Here is a 17243-nt window from a genome sequence, read left to right on the forward strand (position 1 = left end):
TATGACGATAGATATATAGACGGGAATTAACAAAAAAAAGGAGAAATGAAAAATGGCAATAGGAACGGTCATTGGCAGAATGAGAGTATCGAGTTTAACAGCAGGAAGGATGACATTAACGCCGATAGGAAGAAAGACGCATGTAAACCTTCCCGAAATGGTAAGGGTCGCCGGCGGGAAGTTCTCAATGGGCAGCACAAGATTTACTGATGCCCAGCCCCTAAGGCAGGTCACATTAAGGGATTTTGCGATAGGCAAATATCCTGTGACGAACGGTGAATACCTTGGTTTTCTTCAGGCAATGAATAGAGAAATACCTCAACTTGTAGCTAGCACAAAATTTGCGTTACATCCTGTAGTAGATGTTTCATGGAACAACGCAACCGAATACTGCAAATTTCTAATGGAAACAACGGGCAGGAAGTTTGGTTTGCTTACAGAAGCACAGTGGGAATATGCGGCAGGAGGGACAGGAGGAAGAACATATCCGTGGGGAAATGAATGGGACGCGAGCAAAGCCGTATTCAATACATCTGGAACGCAACCTGTTAGCACGCATCCTGAAGGAGCAAGCTGGTGCGGTGCTATGCACATGTCAGGGAATGTATGGGAATGGGTACAGGATTGGTATGCAAATGGATATGACGCAAAAGCTTTAACGAATCCTACAGGGCCGGACAGTGGTACTTATAAGGTGTTGCGCGGCGGTTCCTGGTATAACAGCGATTCTAATAGGCTGGATGCTGCGTACCGGATCTGCAACTTACCGGAGTTTCAGTACTACAATATCGGTTTCCGCCTCGCCGAGGACTTAAAATAATTAGTCCTTATGCCTTTGTCCCTTTACGCCTTTTCCGGCGTAAAAAAATTTGGGTGTGCAGAATAAATGATTGAATCGGCTAATTCGATCACAAAAACATATGACTTGATCAGATGGCTGATGCCTGTAGTTTCAAAATTCCCGAAATGCAAAAGGAAAAAAATGACACTACTTTGTATTCTATAGCCACATAGTTTATTCCAAAATCAAGTGAAATTCACTAATAAAAATGACGACAAATATATGAAGTCAAAAAGACCTAATACACTAATGACCTTTAATAAGATGAAAGGGAGAAAAAGAAATGAACGCTACTAATCCAAGTCTATTAGCAAAGATCGTTCCATGTAGAGCCGCGGCGATATCAAGGGCGATGAATTTCGCGGCCCAGGGAAAAATTCCAAATTTAGAACTGTCCGGGATAACAAGACTTAGACAAAGTGGATATCAATACCTTCATTTCACAAGTTTTTCACGTGTTGCTCAAGGAAATCCTCGTCCAGCTGTGTCGGTCTGCGCAAGAACTTTGGATCAAGGTAAAGACATCACTATTAATCAAATATCGTTCCAGCACGCATTGGCGGCCCTTGATGTTCTTGGGTTACTAGCATGGAGCCCGAGACGTGCTAAAGCCATTTCAGAAAGACTTTCTGCTTTTCCAGATCCTAATTATGTAATGTCACGAAGTGTCCCGAATATGTGGCTGGAAGATAATCATGATATCAAGATCATGCTTTTGGGCGGACAAGTTTCATTTAAGGCGACTTATCATCAGTGGGATTCAGGACATTATGATAAAAGATTTACACATACAAATCTTTTTAATGCAATAATAATAGCGGCCGGCCGGCAGCTCGTTCTAAATCTAGATAAGAACGAACTTTTCACTCCGGCGTAGCTACTCGCAGTTCTTTTCAACAGATTCTTTTTGGAGCGGTATAGCTGCTATTTGGACACAGGACTTATGCTTAATTACCACAGATAGCGTGTTATAATCTCTCCATGCGGACACTCGGAATAGACCCGGGAACGGCCACGACGGGATTCGGGGTCATCGATGAGAACGATAATAAACTTTCACTGGTAGATTATGGCTGTATAAAAACATCCCCTAAAAACACAGCTTCTGACAGGCTGAAATCAATTTCCTCCGAGTTAAAAAAGATCATCGATAAATTTAAACCCGAAAATGTGGCTGTGGAGCAGTTGTTCTTCGCGGCTAATTCCAAAACCGCGATAAAAGTAGGAGAGGCGAGGGGGGTCATTTTGCTGACTGCGGCTCAAGCCGGCGTGAAAATATCGGAGTATACGCCGCTTCAAGTCAAACAAGCCCTAACAGGGTACGGAAGGGCTGACAAAAAACAGATACAATATATGGTCAAAAATTTGCTAAAATGCAAGGAAATACCGAAGCCGGACGATGCGGCGGATGCTCTGGCAATAGCGATCTGCCACATTAATTCCAGAAAGCTGAAGGAGCTGAGATGATAGGACATATCGAGGGGATATTTGAAGGAGCTGAGAACGATAAGATCACTGTCGATGTCAACGGTATCGGTTATGAAATAACCGTCACAAATTCTGTGCTCCGTAAGCTCCCGAAGAAAGGCGAAAAGATAAAAGTCATTACATATCTTAACGTCAGAGAAGACCTGATGCAGCTTTTCGGATTCTCTTCCAAGGAGGAAAAAGGCCTGTTCGGCCATCTGCTTTCCGTATCCGGCATAGGGCCGAAGGGGGCGATGAACATGGTTTCTTCTTTCGACATCAACAGGCTCGTCGTCGCAATAACAAAAGGCGATGTCGGGCTTCTTACCTCCGCGCAGGGGGTTGGCAAGAAAACGGCCGAAAGGGTCATTGTCGAATTAAGGGAAAAGCTCGGAAAGATCTATATGCTTGAGACCGAGAGCGGTTCGTCCACGCAGGCCCTTGAAAACCCGGTCATAAAAGATGCCGCGTCAGCGCTGATGGTTCTGGGCTATTCCGCGAAAGAAGCAAAGCAGGCGATAATGGAAAGCGGAGCCGACCTTTCGGGGAACATGCAGATCGAAGAGATAATCAAGCGGTCGCTCAAGGCCTTGGCCTGAGCTTAAGAAGTCTTATCAAAAAATTATCCAGCAGCCTCATCGGCATCCTGAACAATGAAGTCTCTTCGGAAAGAGGGTTTACCAGTATCGTATACATCCCGAGGATATTGCCTCCCAGCATGTCGGTGATCAACTGGTCGCCGATCACGGCTGTATCGCCGGCTGACACATCCAGCACCTTCATAGCGTTATAGAACGCGAAAGGAAGTGGCTTAAATGACAGGGCGTTGCCATCGATCTGCAGGGTCTTTATTATGTATTTCACCCTGGGCAGCCTGCTCCCGTTCGAAGCAAGATATATTTTGAAACCTTTTTCTTTTGCCTTTTCCACCCAGGCGTATATTGTCATAGGGACACTGTAATCCCTGCGCGGGATCAGCGTGTCGTCAAGATCGATTATCAAAGCCCTTATGCCGCGCCTGTAAAGCCGGTCAAGGTCGATCCTGTATACCGAATCCACGTATTCTTTGGGACGGAAATAATCCGCCAGCCCCTTTTTTTCTTCCATTTCAGTTCTCAAGTCCCGGTATTTTCTTTATATAGAACAGATTAACAGTCAGGGAAAGTTCTTGCAAGTATTTGTTCAGGGACCTGAGGCGTTTTGTGATCTCTTTAGCCTCTGCCGTCGGCAGTGAGTCGATAGCATCGAGAGAAGAATCGACCTTCCCGTCCCTGAGAAAGAAAAAGTTCGCTTCCCCGGCTGAGCCGAACAGGTCAAACAGCAGTCTTTTTGACGAAACAGCTTCGGCTGTCGGCATGTCCGGTTTTGGGAGGAGTTTATATCCTATCAAGAACATGTGGTATTTTCCGGAAGACAGATAATCCTCCCACTTCTCGCCTTCGCTGTACTTTATCTGCTTGAGTTCGATCCTGACCCCGATCTTTTTAAGGTCGTTTTGAATGGAGTTTGCTATCTCTATTGTCTTTACCCCGTCGGTGTGGGCAAGCATAAGACCGGAAAGCCTTTTGTCTTTCTTTAAGTATCCCGCTTTTTTGAGCAGTGATGCCGATGCATTGAGGTTAAGAGGATATCCTTTTAAGACACCGTCATATCCGTCCATGCCTTTCGGGATCACGCCGGTCGGAACGTTGTCGTCCCTGATGATCTCTTTGCAAATATATTTACGGTCGACGGCGTATTGGAAAGCCTTCCTGACGGAGCTGCCATTCCTGTCGCCGAAAACATCTTTGTTCGTGTTAAATCCCAAGAACCAGACACCGTCATAGCCGGCAGCCAGGCAGCTGGAGCACATCAAGACAAATGTTAATGCTGTTAATATCTTTCTCATCGGTAAAATATTAACATATTATTGGAACAACTTTTGCCCGGTCCTTGCGGACCTCGGTAGAATCTCAAAAAAGGCCGGACGGGCGGCCAAGGTAAAAATAATGATAGAATAATATGGATTTGAAAGTAAGGGGAAATAAAATGAAGAACACCCGTTTTATTACAGTCATGACGATCTGCGGTCTCGCTTTTTTCAGCGCTGCGGCGTTTTCTCTTGAGAGCGCTGACGGGCTTATGGCCCTCAAGAGGATAGAATATAAACCACAGCAGTTAAAACAAGTGAGTTACGCGAAAGCAGCCGACAGCAGCGTAAAAATTGACGGTGAGATCTTTTTCTATTTCCAGAAATATCTGACACAGACGAGCACCGTTTCATATAATAAATTTGATATCTCCCGCGCGTACATCAATTTCAAAAAAGACCTTTCAGAAGGTGCGGCAGTCAGACTGACACTGGATGCCAGCCGGCTGAACCAGGCGACGGACCCGCAGTCTAAAGGCCAATCCCTGCTCGATTTTCTTAAATATGCTTACTTTGATCTCCCTCTGCTCAATAACCAGAACCTGACAATATCGACAAAGATGGGTCTTCAGCAGACCGCGTGGATACAGTGGGTGGAAAAAGCGTGGAACAACAGATACATCGCGAAAGTATTTACCGACGACGAGGAACTCATGCCTTCTGCCGATTTCGGAATAGGATTTCAGGGTGTGTTAAAGGCGGTCAATACTGAATACTGCATGACACTGACAAACGGTTCCGGCTACAAGGATCAGGAGACAACTGCCGGCAAAGATGTGTCCCTGAGGCTTAATAAAGATGTGTTCTCAGACCAGCAGAGAGGCAGCGTTTCGCTCGGAGGCTACGTCGTGCTGTCCGACAGGTTCTCTGCCTACTCGGATGAGATCAGGTATGGCGGCCTGCTCGGGTACAGGAGCGCTTCCAAGACAAATATCTACGCGGAATATGCCGGCGGTAAAAAGAGCGGGAAAGACATCTCGGGATGTTCCGTAGCGGGCTCCGTTTATTTTGTTCCCGAAGTCTCACTGATCGGCAGGTATGATTATTTCAAGCCTGATATCTCCGCGGCAAACAACGAGGTCCAAAAGACGATAGCAGGCCTCTCTTTTGAACTGATCAAAGAGATCAGGCTCGCCATTGACGTCCAGTCAACACAAACAGGAGCTTCAGCTCCTGAAAGGGCGATATATCTTAACAGCGAGATCAAATATTAGGTAACTCAGGTGAGAGAGTCTGATAGTCTCGCGAATTCCGCGATAGACAGCGTCTCGCCCCTTCTTTTGCCGTCGATGCCGGCTTGAGAGAGAGCCCTGTCGACTTTCTGAGGTTCAAATTTAGTAAGCAGACAATTTCTCAGTGTCTTTCGTCTTTGTGAAAATGAGGTCCTGACCACTTCAAAGAACGATCTCTCATCCTTTACATCAACAAAAGGTTTTTCTCTGATAGTTAAAAGTATTATCGCCGACCCTACTTCCGGTTGCGGCAGGAAAGAGGACTTTGGGATATACGAAACGATCTTCGGCTCGGTATGATAATTCACAAAAACGGTGAAACTTCCGTATTCCTTTGTCCCGGGTTTAGCCGTCATCCTTTGCGCAAATTCTCTTTGGACGGTCAGTATCGCGAGCGAGATCTGTTCTTTGTTCTCAAGTATTTTCTCGATCACGGGAGTTGTGATGTAATAAGGGACGTTGGCGACGATTTTAGTATTGGAAAAGGAAGACAGCAATGTTCCAAGGTCAGCTTTTAAGAAATCATCATTAATCAACTCCACATTTTCATGACCGGCAAGATATTCTTTCGCGGCTTCAATAATAGTTCTGTCAATTTCGAAGGTAATCACTTTCTTTGCGGTTTTTGCCAGCTCTTTTGTCAGAATGCCGGTGCCTGTTCCGATCTCGATCACCGTGTCAGACGATCGGATGTCGCCCGCTTTTACTATCCTGTCCAGAGCGGCTTTATCGACAAGAAGGTTCTGGCCAAGCGAACGTTTTAAACGGATGTCGTATTTATTAAGGAGATGCTTAGTTTGTCCGGAAAAAGATTGTTCCATGCATTTTGAATTTCGCGCTTCGAATTTCGAATTTTTACTCTTTCTTCTTCAACACCATCATTGTAGCGACTTTTATGGCCTGGACCATGCTCCCTGGATTTGCCCAGCCTTTGCCGGCGATGTCAAAACCGGTCCCGTGGTCCACGGAGGTCCTTATTATCGGAAGTCCTATGGTGACATTGACAGATCTGTTGAATGACAGGAGCTTTAAAGGTATCAGTCCCTGATCATGGTACATTGCAACAACTATATCGAACATTCCTATGTTTGCGAGATAAAATATAGCATCTGCGGATATCGGACCTTTTACGTCTATGCCAAGCTTCTTTGCTTCTTCCACCGCGGGCCGTATTATCTTTTCTTCTTCCTGGCCGAATATCCCGCCTTCACCTGCATGAGGGTTGAGTCCGGCAACTCCTATCTTGGGTGATTTACCCAGCAGCCTGTGAAGCTCTTTATCGACAAGCTTAATGAGGTTCAGTATCTTTTTCTTGTCCAGCTCTTTCGGGACCTGGGACAGGGGAATGTGCGTCGTCACAAGCGCGACCCGGATGGAATCCGAAAGGAACATCATGGCATAATTTGTCGTGCCGGTCTTTTTTGCCAGGAGTTCGGTGTGCCCGTCGAATTTATAGCCCGCTTTGTGCACTGCTTCTTTATTTATCGGGGCTGTCGCTATAGCGTGGACTTTTCCTTCAAGCGCAAGATCGACGGCTCTTTCCACATATTTTATAGCCGCTCTGCCGGCTTCCGCGGAGATCTTCCCGATCTTAAGCTTTGAGACCTCCACGTTGTCCATGTCGAGGATATTGATCATTCCGGCCTGGAAGTTCCCGTTGTCTATCCTTTTTATCTCGTTAAGCACGAGAGGTGATACCTTTGCAACTTTCATCGCGTTCTTCATCACCGACGCGTCCCCGATGACGACAGGCCTGCAGAGCCTGTTTATCTCTGCCGTCGAAAGGGCTTTGATGATTATCTCAGGGCCTATGCCCGCGGGGTCTCCCATCGTGACCGCGATTATCGGCCGTTTGTCCAGATCGGCTTTGTTCTTATTTGTCATATTTTATACCTGCCTTTTCCATTCTGTTTATTGCTTCGGTGATCCGTTCTTTTGTGTCGATAAGAGCGATCCTGACATAACCTTCTCCGAGATCGCCAAAACCTATCCCCGGAGACACCACCACACCGGCTTTTTTAAGAAGTTCCATAAAAAAACTTGTGGAATTATAACCTTTAGGCACTTCGATCCATACATACATAGAGCCCTTCGGGCTTTCGATCTTCCAGCCGAGTTTCTGAAGCCCTGCTATCAGGACATCTCTTCTTTCCTGGTATTTCTGTCTTGTCTCGTCAAGATAGGATTTTGGAAGCTGCATCGCGGCAATACCGGCTTTTTGGGTCGCGGCAAAAAGACCGTAATCAAGATTGGTCTTCATCTTCCGCAGACTCGCAATAAGTTCGCGATTGCCAACGACAAACCCGATCCTCCAGCCCGCCATGCTGAAAGTCTTTGAAAGAGTGTGGAACTCTATGGCGATGTCTTTTGCCCCGTGGACCTCAAGCAGACTATGCGGTTTGTTCCCGTTAAAATATATTTCGGCATACGCGAAGTCGTGGATCAAAATGATGCTGTGTTTTTTACAGAAAGCGACCGCTTTTTCAAAGAACTCAAGCGGAGCCACGGCGCCGGTCGGGTTTGTGGGATAACTCAGGAACATCATCCTTGCTTTGTTCGCGATGGCTTCGTCTATTACGGTCAGGTCCGGGACATAACCCGTCTTTTCGCTTGTCGGCATCACTATAAGTGTTCCGCCGGCAAGGAGCGTCCCCCTGAAATGCGCCGGATATGCCGGAAGAGGGACCAGTGTCGTATCGCCCTGTTCTATGAACGCGAAAGCAAGATGGACTAAACCTTCCTTTGAACCGATGAGAGGTATTATTTCCTTGTCAGCATCGATATCGATCTTGTATTGTTCGCGGCACCACTTTACAGACGCATGCCTGAACTCAGGAAGGCCGTCAAAACTTGGATACCTGTGATTTATTGGTTCATCGAGAGCATTTTTCATTGCCTCAACGACAGCCGGAGGTGTGGGGAAGTCCGGGCTTGCCATGCTGAGGTCTATGAGGTCTTTTCCCTTAGCGCGCTCTTCCTGTTTCAATTTATCGGTCGTGTCGAACACGTAAGTGGGGAGATCCCTTAATCTTTTTGCTTCTTCAAACATGTGCTTCGCTCGCTTTGTATGAACTTCTGACAAAAGGTCCGGAAAAAACTTTTTTGAAACCCATGCGTTCCCCTATATCTTTATAATCATCGAAATCAGATGGTTTTATATATTCCAAGACTTCGACCTGTTCTTTTGAAGGCTGAAGGTACTGACCTATGGTCAAAATATCACAATCAACTTCGCGCAAATCTTCCATCAGCGCGATAACTTCTTCCTTCGTTTCTCCTAATCCTAACATAATCCCGCTCTTTGTGTAAAGCGAGGGATCCCTGTCTTTTACAGCCCTCAGGAGTGAAAGCGACCTTCCGTAATCCGCCTGGGATCTTACAGCAGGGTAAAGTCTTTTAACAGTTTCGAGGTTATGGTTGATGATATTTGGCTTAATATCGATGATCTTGCCGATGCACCCTTCATTTCCTTTAAAATCAGGGACCAATACTTCTATTTTGGTCCCGGGGAGCAGGCTTCTGATCTCACGGATAGTTCTGACAAATTGATCCGCTCCTCCGTCTTCAAGATCGTCACGGGTGACAGAAGTTATTACTACATATTTTAGTCCGAGCCTTTTTGCCGCATCAGCAACCTTTTTAGGTTCATCTTCATCGGGCGGTGAAGCATGCCCGTGACTGACCGCGCAAAATCCGCAATTCCTTGTGCAGATATTTCCAAGGATCATAAAAGTGACCGTTCTGTTCAGATAACATTCCCCGATGTTCGGACACTTCGCGCTTTCACATACCGTATGTACGGAGTCATCGTCCAGAAGACTGTGGATCTCTCTGATGTTCTGTGATTTTGGAGTACGTTTAATGAGCCACTGCGGCAAGGTTTCCATACTGATATTATACCCAAAATGGATGCAAGTTTTGTTATATGCCTGCCGATATATTATAAAGTCGTTTGATATTAATTAATACCGAAAGTTTGCCTGTTGGGTTCGGCATTATTATTTATGGAGGGTATATGGACGGAGCAAAGCCTGCAGATCTGAATGTTAAACCGGAGTTGGCTCAATCACTCATTGGCAAGCCGCAGTTTACAAGAGAACCAATTACTGCACCTGTCCCCATAGAAAGACCGGACATGAAAGTGGTCGAACAGCCAGTGGTCCCCGAGTTCCGGTGGGCTCAGTATGTTCCGAGTATTCCAAAGGACAAGATAGATGAAATAGACAGTGTAGTAGCGGCAGAAGAAAAGAAAATGAAAGGTGCCGGGATAGATACAGAAAAACTTAAAAAGGAAATGGGGCTCGGCCCCCTTCAATGGAAAATGTTCTGTGAAAGCCTGGCGAGTCCGAAGTTACTTGCACAGGACAAAGAATTATTTCAGAAATACCTGAAAGCCCTGACAGGTGACGGTTCGGGACTAAGTGTTTTGACGGAAAAAATATCCGGGCGTATTGCAGACGTGTTTTTCGATGCTTTGGAGAAATATTCCGGCAAAGAGGACCCGGGAAAAAGGCTAAAGAATTTTGATGCCATGTTTGAACTGGTCACATATTTCACAAGCAGGGAACAGGCCCAGATGCTGAGCGGTTTAGACGAAAGGATATCAAAACTGCTTACTGAACAGAATAAGTCCTTGTTTAATTTTATTAATAACCGTGACCTGAAAAGAAAAGAAAAAGTCCGCGAGATTTTGGAAGCTTATAAAAACGCTTTTAACGGCGGAATATTCGGGACACGGGAAAGAGCCGACAATTTCAGGGCAATGTCGATGCTTAATATGTTCGCATTGCTTAAAGATGTTGATCAGACAGCTATGTCGTTTGATAAAGAATTCGGCAAGTATGAGGATATCAAAGAAATTGCGACAAGGATATTATCTCTTTCAAACGAAGCGAATTCTGCTTCAAAGTTAGACGACTATGCCGTGCGGGGTAAGTTCCTGGAAGATTACCAGGAGCTGATAGGGAAATATTATGCCGAACTATGCAAGGAAAAGCCGGATCATGAAAGGGTACGCAAGTTGGGGATGATAGCCGCGCAAAGCGACGAGTTGTTTTTTAATCTCAGCATACTGTTTAAAGAAAGAGACAAAATAATCAGTATAGTCGCGAAAAATTTCCCTTCTGTAAAATCCGATCAGAAACACTCCGTCTTTGTATGCGCGACTTCAGCACTTCCTGACAAGGTCATCGGGATCGATATCAAGGGGACCCTTGAAGGCATCAAGTTAGAAGACGGGACCACTCTCCTGGATTACGTAAAGAGCAACAGCAGGTTCATTGTCTTTTCGGATGATTACAAAGATGATGAAAGCCGTCTTGCTTTTATCGGCGGCGGCAGCGCAGGATGCTACGCCGGGGCAGGCGTGATAATGATCAACGCAAAAGCATTAAAAGCGTTGAAAGACACGGGGAAAATAAAAACAGAGCTTGTCATGATCTTAAGCCATGAAACCAGGCACGCGGCAGACGACAGGCGTTTAAGCGTAGATTCTGATGCGAGATTTTCAACGATCACGGAACTGAACGCATACAAATTCGAGCTCAAAATAATGCAGCAATTGATGACGGCAGACGAGAGGGAACATGTTGAAGCTTTGGTAAAAGGGGCCGGAGAAATAGTGGCGCTATTCAAACAGGGGCACGATATCGACCTGAACGTTTATCCGACGAAGACCCCTGCATTCATAGCATTCGAAATGACATCCCGGCTTTCCCTTGCAGGTATAATATCAAAGAAAGAAAGGAATGGTTTTCAGGCGATATTCGATGATGCCCTTCTGGGAAAGGTAAAGCTTGAGGATGTGGCGGATAAAAGATTTCAAGATGTAACGCTGAAAATCATCTATTTTCTAAGACCGGTACTCGCGGGGAAGGATTACAAGAGCGCAATAATCGCGTTAAAAACCCCCCCGGTCGACAGTAAAGCAGAACAAGGTAAAAATCAGATAGACGATAATGATGTCTTAAACTTTCTCGTCAAGGAAACGAATAAAATTATCGGTAATTGCGCTTCTTTGTGCTTAAGTGCCGGAGTCTTGACGGAAGCAGAGGCGGAAAAGACAATTGCTCCTATTTATGACGTGATCTTTAACGGTGCAAAACTGGAAAATATAAATAATGAGGGATTTTGCCGGATGTTCATGATGTTTTTGCCAATGTCTTATTCGGAGATCAAGACAAAAAATTATAAGGAAGCTATTGCAGGATTGATAAAAAACGGGAAAACCGACAAGTCGATAATGATAGACATAGTTAAACAGGCGGTGAAGAGAAATAATCTCACCAATGAGGTAATAGAGTTTCTCTCAAAAAGAGCGACCGGCGGAGAAAAGATCAATGAAGAAACGATAAAAATAATTTTGGGATTGAACCTGGGCTTGATAGACCTCTTTCAGATCAAAGATGAGAATTTCCGATCGTTGACATTGAGGCTGTTCAAGAGTTCAAGGATAAAAGGGGAAATAAAAAATTATAATGAAGCGGTAGAATTTTTACATGAAAAATATCCGAAAATTAAGGATGACTCAGAATTATTTATTGCTTTTTTAAGAGAAGTATATAAGTCGCATCAATAAGGCCATGCCGGAATTGTTGTCATTCTCTCGATTATATAATAGAATTAATCATCAGATGGCAACACTTCTCTGGATAATCGGGGCGACGGTCGTAGACAGCCTGATGGGGCTTGCGGGAATCGTAAGCCTCTGGATGCGGCCGGACACTCTGAACAGGTTCATTAAATTCTTCATAGCTTTTTCTGCGGGAGTGCTTATCGGCGGGGCATTTTTCCATCTTCTTGTGGAATCTCTTTCCCTGCTTTCACCAAATCTAACTTTTCTAACAACTGTCATCGGTTTTCTCCTATTCTTCGTCTTTGAAGAATATCTGCACTGGCACCTTTGCGAAGAATGCGAGATACACCCCTACAGTTATCTGATGATAGTGGGGGATAGCATACATAATATAATTGACGGTCTTGTCATAGCGGGAGCTTTCATCGTTAGCGTCCCTCTCGGAGTGGTGACGACAATAATGATCCTTGGTCATGAGATCCCGCAGGAGCTCGGAGTGTTCGCGATACTGGTTTCCGGTGGCATTAAGAACACAAAAGCAATAGCTTACAGCTTCTTCGCGCAGTGTTCATGCGTGCTGGGCGGTATCATCGGGTTCATGTTCATGCAGAGGATCACGGTCCTTTCTTCATTCCTTCTACCGTTCGCTGCAGGAGGATTTATTTACATTGCCGCTTCCGACCTTATTCCGGGTATGCACAAGACCGAAGGTTTTGGTAAAGTCACCTCGTTCATCTGGCTTTGTCTCGGCATTGCGTTCATGATCGCGGCAAAAGCCCTGTTCGGGGCATGATCTCCTCTAAGTTGAACTGAATATTCATATCTGATAAAATATATCAAATAAGCAAGGAAACTACTATGGAACTCACGGGCGCGCAGGCGCTGCTTGAATCGTTAAAGAAAGAGGGGGTCGAGGTCATCTTCGGACTTCCCGGAGGACAGGTACTGCCTCTTTATGACGCGCTGTACAGTGAAAAAGGTATCAGGCATATCCTTGTCAGGCACGAACAGGGTGCGGGGCATGCTGCGGACGGCTACGCCAGGGCAAGCGGAAAAGTCGGGGTCTGCCTGGCTACTTCAGGTCCCGGCGCGACGAATCTTGTCACGGCGATCGCGAATGCGCACATGGATTCTATCCCGATGGTCGCTATCACAGGGCAGGTCGGTACCGCTTTCCTCGGAAAAGATTCTTTCCAGGAAGCGGATATCACGGGAATAACGCTTCCCATTACAAAACATAGTTACCTTGTGAAGGATGCTTCTCAAATTCCTTATATCGTCAAGGAAGCGTTCCATATCGCATCTACAGGAAGACCGGGCCCGGTCCTGATAGATATACCCAAAGATATTCAGATAAAAAAGATAGAATTCAATTATCCGGAGAAATTAGATCTGGATTCATATAAGCCGACATATCACGGCCATCCGAAGCAGATATCCATCGCTTCAAAACTGATCGACTCGGCGCAAAAGCCGATGATATATGCGGGAGGCGGTGTCATCATGGCGGGAGCTGAAAAAGAACTGCTTGAGCTCGCGACAAAAATATCGGCGCCTGTCACGACAACTTTGATGGGAAAAGGCGCTTTCCCGGAGACTCATCCGCTCTCTCTCGGAATGCTTGGGATGCACGGGACGGTCTATGCCAACTACGCGGTCACGGAATGCGATGTTCTCATCGCGATCGGCGCGAGGTTCGATGACAGGGTCACCGGCCACATAGACCATTTTGCGCCGAATGCCAAGATCATCCATATCGATATCGATCCCGCTGAAATAGGGAAAAATGTTTCCGTTGACATCCCCATAGTCGGCGATGTCAAGAATGTCCTTACGGCTCTAAACAAGCACGTCAAGCAAAAAGAAGCGCATTCGCCATGGATCGCGCAGGTCATGGGATGGAAAGAAAAGCATCCGCTCTGCTATAAAGACGACGGAACGCTGAAGCCGCAGGCAGTCATAGAGAAAATATACGAAGTCACAAAGGGCGAAGCGATAATCTGCACTGAAGTCGGGCAGAACCAGATGTGGGCGGCGCAATATTATAAATATACCAAGCCGAGGACATTTATTTCTTCCGGCGGTCTTGGTACGATGGGATTTGGGTTCCCTGCTGCTATAGGAGCGCAGGTCGCGTGTCCTGACAAGATAGTCATCGATATAGCGGGCGACGGAAGCATACAGATGAACATACAGGAGTTAAATACAGCGGTAAATAATAAATTGCCGGTCATTATCGCTATTTTGAATAACCGTTATCTGGGGATGGTCCGCCAGTGGCAGGAACTTTTGCACGGCAGAAGATATTCGCACACGGATCTGGAAGACAATCCCGATTTTGTCAAGATCGCGCAGGCTTACGGAGCGAACGCGATAAGGGTCGAAAAGCTCGAAGACGTCGGGCCGGCCCTGAAAAAAGCCATTGCTTCAAGAGACAAGCCGACCGTCATCGAGTTTGTTGTTACCAGGGAAGAGAATGTTTTTCCGTTCGTTCCCGCGGGACAGCCGATAAATGAAATGATAGTCGATTAACACGGAAGAAAATGATGAAAAAACATACAATAGCGGTGATCGTCAACAATAGAGCCGGGGTCCTGTCAAGGGTTTCCGGGCTTTTCAGCAGGCGCGGATACAACATCCACAGTCTTGCGGTGGGAACTACGGAGGATGAGGACCTTTCAAGGATGACGATCGTTGTCGAGGGCGACGATGAAGTCCTGGAACAGATCACAAAACAGCTTTATAAGATAATAGAAGTGGTAAGGGTTTACGAGCTTTCAAACATAAATGCCGTCGACAGGGAACTTGTCATGATAAAAGTCGCGGCCAGTGATATCACGAGACCGGAGATCCAGCAGATAGTCGATATCTTCAGGGCAAAGGTAGTCGATCTAGGGGAGACCGCGCTTATCATAGAGGCGACCGGAGATTCGAAGAAGATCGACGCGCTCGAAGAGCTGCTTAAAAAGTTTGGTATAAGGGAGATGGTAAGGACAGGGAAGATCTCGCTGGCGAGAAGCGAAGAAACAAAATAAAGAAAGGGGAAAGAAATGGCGAAAGTTTATTATGATAAGGATGCGGACCTCAAGTTGTTGAAGGGAAAGACAGTTGCGATAATCGGTTACGGCAGCCAGGGCGGGGCACAGGGGAGCAATCTTAGGGACAGCGGCGTGGATGTTATCGTGGCCGAGCTTCCCGGGACACCTAACTACGAGCGTGCAAAAAAAGACAAGATGAAGATCATGACTGCAGATGAAGCGGCGAAACAGGCAGATATCATACAGATCCTTGTGCCTGATGAACTTCAGTCAAGGGTCTATAAGGAATCCATAGAGAAGCACCTGAAAAAAGGGAAAGTGCTTGTATTCTCACATGGGTTCAACATCCATTTTCACCAGATAATCCCGCCCAAGGATGTCGATGTCATAATGATCGCGCCCAAAGGGCCGGGACCTCTTGTCAGAAAATTGTATGTTGATGGCGGCGGAGTGCCGGCTTTGATAGCGGTGTTCCAGGATGCTTCAGGGAAAGCAAAAAAGATAGCTCTCGCGCATGCCAAGGGCATCGGAGCGACACGCGCCGGAGTGCTTGAGACGACATTCAAGGAAGAAACGGAGACCGACCTTTTCGGGGAGCAGGCGGTCCTTTGTGGCGGATGCACGGCGCTTGTGATCGCGGGGTTCGAGACGCTGGTCAACGCGGGCTACCAGCCCGAGATAGCTTATTTTGAATGCATGCACGAACTGAAGCTGATAGTCGACCTGATGTATGAAAAAGGTATGTCCGGGATGAGGGCGGCGATCAGCAACACGGCCGAGTACGGTGATTTCACAGTCGGGCCGTTCGTCATCGATGAGTCGGTCAGACAGAGGATGCAGTACGTGCTTTCAAGGATCCAGACTGGAGCTTTCGCCAAAGAATGGATACTTGAGAACCAGGCGGGAAGGCCGGTATTCCTGGCGCACAGAAGAAGAGGCATCGAACATCTGATAGAAAAAGTCGGCAAAGAGCTCCGCAAGATGATGAGCTGGATACCGAAGACGAACGCTTAAGAGATCGTACTGCAGTGAAAAAACGCATCGCAGTACTGGGTTCAACAGGATCTATCGGAAAGCAGGTACTGGAAGCAGTATCTGCCTTTCCTTCTTTATTTACCATAAACGGGCTTGCCACTAAAGGTTATCTCGATATTTTCAAAAAGCAGATAAAAGAATTTAAACCAAAGCATGCTATTGTCAACGATGAGAAAGGATTGATAAAAATTGCTACAGATCCCGGCACGGATATCGTAGTGATGTCGATCGTCGGGACAGCGGGACTTCCGGCAACCATAGCCGCAATAAAAAAAGGAAAGACGATCCTTCTTGCAAGCAAAGAAATACTTGTTGCTGCCGGGGATATTGTGATGCCTCTGGCAAAGAAGTACAGAGCTAAGATTCTTCCTCTGGATAGCGAGCACAGCGCGGTATTTCAGTGTCTTGGAGGAAAATCCGAAATCCGAAGCACGAAATCCCCCTCGACTTCGCTCGGGGCAAGCGAAAAAAATTCAAAATTCAAAATTCAAAACAACAGAATAAAAAAAATAATCCTCACTGCATCAGGCGGGCCGTTCAGGGCATATTCAAAAGCCCAACTGAAAAAAGTGACCGCAAAACAGGCCCTGGCGCATCCTACATGGAAGATGGGGCCGAAAATAACGATAGATTCTGCTACGCTGATGAACAAAGGACTTGAGGTCATTGAAGCGCATCATCTTTTCGGGGTTCCTTATGACAAGATCGAGGTCGTCGTTCATCCGCAGAGCATAATCCATTCGATGGTGGAATTCACCGACGGCTCTATTCTTGCTCAGATGGGAGCCCCTGATATGAGGACTCCGATACAGTATGCGCTTCATTATCCTGACAGGGCACCGAAGAGCTTTGAGACCATCGATATTTCAAAAGCCGGCCAATTAACATTTGAAAAACCGGACGCGGATAGGTTTCCGTGTCTAAAGATTGCATATCAAGCGGGAAAAACAGGCGGGACCATGCCGGCCGTGATGTCCGCGGCGAACGATACTGCGGTCGAGATGTTCCTTAAAGGCAAGATCAGGTTCACGGATATTCCGAAGATAGTTTTATCGGTAATGAAAAAGCATGAGTTTATCAGAAAACCTTCACTTGCTCAGATACTCAAAGCGGAGAAATGGGCGAGAACTGAAGCGGGTGTATAATA

17 protein-coding genes are annotated in these 17243 nt (G+C 46.3%); 11 read left to right on the forward strand and 6 right to left on the reverse strand.

The features are described from left to right. Positions 1-52 precede the first annotated feature (52 nt). The 4 genes from NTZ10_06990 to ruvA all read left to right on the forward strand — a co-directional run bounded on the left by NTZ10_06990 (position 53) and on the right by ruvA (position 2907). Positions 53-820 carry an SUMF1/EgtB/PvdO family nonheme iron enzyme gene (locus NTZ10_06990; protein ID MCX5749965.1) on the forward strand — a complete coding sequence of 256 codons (768 nt, stop codon included), beginning with the start codon at positions 53-55 and terminating at the stop codon, positions 818-820. A gap of 304 nt (positions 821-1124) precedes the next feature. Continuing rightward, positions 1125-1718, forward strand: a complete 594-nt coding sequence (locus tag NTZ10_06995; protein ID MCX5749966.1) for a hypothetical protein — start codon at positions 1125-1127, stop codon at positions 1716-1718. 104 nt (positions 1719-1822) lie between these two features. Continuing rightward, on the forward strand, positions 1823-2308 hold the full coding sequence (ruvC, locus tag NTZ10_07000) for a crossover junction endodeoxyribonuclease RuvC (GenBank protein ID MCX5749967.1): 486 nt from the start codon (positions 1823-1825) through the stop codon (positions 2306-2308). Then, entirely contained in the window at positions 2305-2907 is a 603-nt protein-coding gene (gene ruvA, locus NTZ10_07005) for a Holliday junction branch migration protein RuvA (GenBank protein MCX5749968.1), read from the forward strand. Before ruvC ends, ruvA begins: the two co-directional genes overlap by 4 nt. On the opposite strand, the gene NTZ10_07010 is transcribed toward ruvA, so the two are convergent. Further along, positions 2891-3415 carry a YqeG family HAD IIIA-type phosphatase gene (locus tag NTZ10_07010; GenBank protein MCX5749969.1) on the reverse strand — a complete coding sequence of 175 codons (525 nt, stop codon included), beginning with the start codon at positions 3413-3415 and terminating at the stop codon, positions 2891-2893. The genes ruvA and NTZ10_07010 overlap by 17 nt on opposite strands. A gap of 1 nt (position 3416) precedes the next feature. Continuing rightward, positions 3417-4196 (reverse strand): ABC transporter substrate-binding protein, encoded by a 780-nt coding sequence (locus tag NTZ10_07015; GenBank protein MCX5749970.1) that lies wholly within the window; start codon positions 4194-4196, stop codon positions 3417-3419. A gap of 113 nt (positions 4197-4309) precedes the next feature. Between NTZ10_07015 and NTZ10_07020 the strand changes: the two genes are divergently transcribed. Then, positions 4310-5431, forward strand: coding sequence for a hypothetical protein (locus NTZ10_07020; protein MCX5749971.1), 1122 nt, complete (start codon positions 4310-4312; stop codon positions 5429-5431). A 5-nt stretch (positions 5432-5436) separates the two neighbouring features. Here the strand turns inward: NTZ10_07020 and rsmA are convergent, their stop codons facing one another. The 4 genes from rsmA to lipA are packed head-to-tail and all read right to left on the reverse strand — an operon-like array spanning position 5437 to position 9336. Further along, positions 5437-6270 carry a 16S rRNA (adenine(1518)-N(6)/adenine(1519)-N(6))-dimethyltransferase RsmA gene (gene rsmA / locus NTZ10_07025; protein MCX5749972.1) on the reverse strand — a complete coding sequence of 278 codons (834 nt, stop codon included), beginning with the start codon at positions 6268-6270 and terminating at the stop codon, positions 5437-5439. 34 nt (positions 6271-6304) lie between these two features. Next, the gene (gene pdxA / locus NTZ10_07030) at positions 6305-7333 is read right to left on the reverse strand and encodes a 4-hydroxythreonine-4-phosphate dehydrogenase PdxA (GenBank protein MCX5749973.1); all 1029 of its coding nucleotides are present in this window, start codon (positions 7331-7333) and stop codon (positions 6305-6307) included. Further along, positions 7323-8498, reverse strand: a complete 1176-nt coding sequence (locus tag NTZ10_07035) for an LL-diaminopimelate aminotransferase (protein MCX5749974.1) — start codon at positions 8496-8498, stop codon at positions 7323-7325. The genes pdxA and NTZ10_07035 overlap by 11 nt, the downstream gene beginning before the upstream one ends. After that, positions 8491-9336, reverse strand: coding sequence for a lipoyl synthase (gene lipA, locus NTZ10_07040; GenBank protein ID MCX5749975.1), 846 nt, complete (start codon positions 9334-9336; stop codon positions 8491-8493). Before lipA ends, NTZ10_07035 begins: the two co-directional genes overlap by 8 nt. A gap of 128 nt (positions 9337-9464) precedes the next feature. On the opposite strand from lipA, the gene NTZ10_07045 reads away from it, so the two are divergent. From NTZ10_07045 to dxr, 6 genes are all read left to right on the forward strand, one after another. Then, complete coding sequence (locus NTZ10_07045; GenBank protein ID MCX5749976.1) at positions 9465-12026, forward strand: hypothetical protein; 2562 nt, start codon at positions 9465-9467, stop codon at positions 12024-12026. A gap of 55 nt (positions 12027-12081) precedes the next feature. Beyond that, entirely contained in the window at positions 12082-12816 is a 735-nt protein-coding gene (locus NTZ10_07050) for a ZIP family metal transporter (GenBank protein MCX5749977.1), read from the forward strand. Between the two features lie 65 nt (positions 12817-12881). Then, entirely contained in the window at positions 12882-14555 is a 1674-nt protein-coding gene (gene ilvB, locus NTZ10_07055; protein MCX5749978.1) for a biosynthetic-type acetolactate synthase large subunit, read from the forward strand. Between the two features lie 14 nt (positions 14556-14569). Then, a complete protein-coding gene (gene ilvN, locus NTZ10_07060) occupies positions 14570-15058 on the forward strand; it encodes an acetolactate synthase small subunit (protein MCX5749979.1) in 489 nt (162 codons plus the stop codon). Positions 15059-15073: 15 nt separating this feature from the next. Continuing rightward, complete coding sequence (gene ilvC, locus NTZ10_07065) at positions 15074-16075, forward strand: ketol-acid reductoisomerase (protein ID MCX5749980.1); 1002 nt, start codon at positions 15074-15076, stop codon at positions 16073-16075. A 14-nt stretch (positions 16076-16089) separates the two neighbouring features. Beyond that, positions 16090-17241 carry a 1-deoxy-D-xylulose-5-phosphate reductoisomerase gene (gene dxr, locus NTZ10_07070; protein MCX5749981.1) on the forward strand — a complete coding sequence of 384 codons (1152 nt, stop codon included), beginning with the start codon at positions 16090-16092 and terminating at the stop codon, positions 17239-17241. The last annotated feature ends 2 nt before the right edge of the window (positions 17242-17243 follow it).

The sequence above is a fragment of the Candidatus Saganbacteria bacterium genome, from assembly GCA_026387835.1.
GTDB lineage: Bacteria > Margulisbacteria > WOR-1 > JAKLHX01 > JAKLHX01 > JAPLKZ01.